This window comes from Kineosporia corallincola (assembly GCF_018499875.1).
Taxonomy (GTDB): Bacteria; Actinomycetota; Actinomycetes; order Actinomycetales; family Kineosporiaceae; genus Kineosporia; species Kineosporia corallincola.
Genome location: NZ_JAHBAY010000046.1, coordinates 1 through 1,076, shown reverse-complemented (window position 1 = coordinate 1,076; position 1,076 = coordinate 1). Strand labels below are relative to the sequence as shown.

Here is a 1,076-nt window from a genome sequence, read left to right as displayed (position 1 = left end):
CTAGGGCTTGTTTTGTAATGCGCGGAGCCAGACATTGATGGCTGCGACTTGGACGACGGCTTCGTAGCGCAGGGCGAGCTTTTCGTAGCGGGTGGCCAGCGCCCGGTGCTGTTTGAGCTGGTTGATGGCGCGCTCGATCGCGTTGCGTTTCTTGTAGGACTCAGGGTCGAAGGCGAAGGGCCGGCCACCGTGGCGGCCCTTCGCCTTGCGGTTGGCCTGCTGGTCGACCTTGACCGGAATACACGCCCGGATTCCTCGTTTTCGCAGGTAGGCGCGATTCGCGCGACTGGAGTAGGCCTTGTCGGCCCGGACCTCGACCGGGCGGCACCGGGGCCGGCCCGCGCCGAGGCGGGGAACACCGATTGCTTCCAGGACGGGCTCGAACTGCGGCGAGTCACCGCGTTGGCCGGCGGTCAGGACGATCGAGAGGATCTTCAGGCCTTGCTCGCCGGCCAGATGCAGCTTCGTCGTCCAGCCGCCCCGGGAACGGCCCAGTGCGTGATCGGACGGCTCGGGCCGATCCGGCCGACCAGGTGGTTCTATCTGGGCCTGCGGGTCACGGCGGGCGCCGCCGGCGTGCTGATGGGCCCGCACGATCGTGGAGTCCACCGAGATCTCCCACACGATCAGGCCCGCCGCGTCGGCCCACGCCTGCAAGGTGATCAGGAGCCGGGCCCAGATCCCGGCCCGCTGCCATTGCCGGAACACGCCATACACGCGCTGCCATGAACCGTACTCAGACGGCACGTCCCGCCAGGGCGCACCGACCCGGATCCGCCAGCGGATCCCGTCGATCAACTGCCGCCGCGAATACTTCCAGGGCCGCCCAGGTCCCGGCGATACGTCGTTGACCTGCAACAACGTCCACAACGACCGTCTGATCACCGCCCATTGAGCATCACTCAGGTCATGACGCGCAGACGCAGCTATCCTGTTCAACGAGGTCTCCGTTTTGCCCAGTTTTTCTTGGTCGTTAAACCAGGCAAACGGAGACCTCGCCCATCTCTCCGGAACGAAACCCCCTGCTACACCACGCATGCAGTGCGGCAACCAACGGATTCCAAAACAGCCCCTAG

At 65.7% G+C, this 1,076-nt stretch carries 1 protein-coding gene; it reads right to left on the bottom strand.

Going from position 1 to position 1,076, the window contains the following annotated elements:
- The gene (locus KIH74_RS35625; protein ID WP_214160868.1) at positions 1 to 939 is read right to left on the bottom strand and encodes an IS5 family transposase; all 939 of its coding nucleotides are present in this window, start codon (positions 937 to 939) and stop codon (positions 1 to 3) included.
- Positions 940 to 1,076 lie beyond the last annotated feature (137 nt).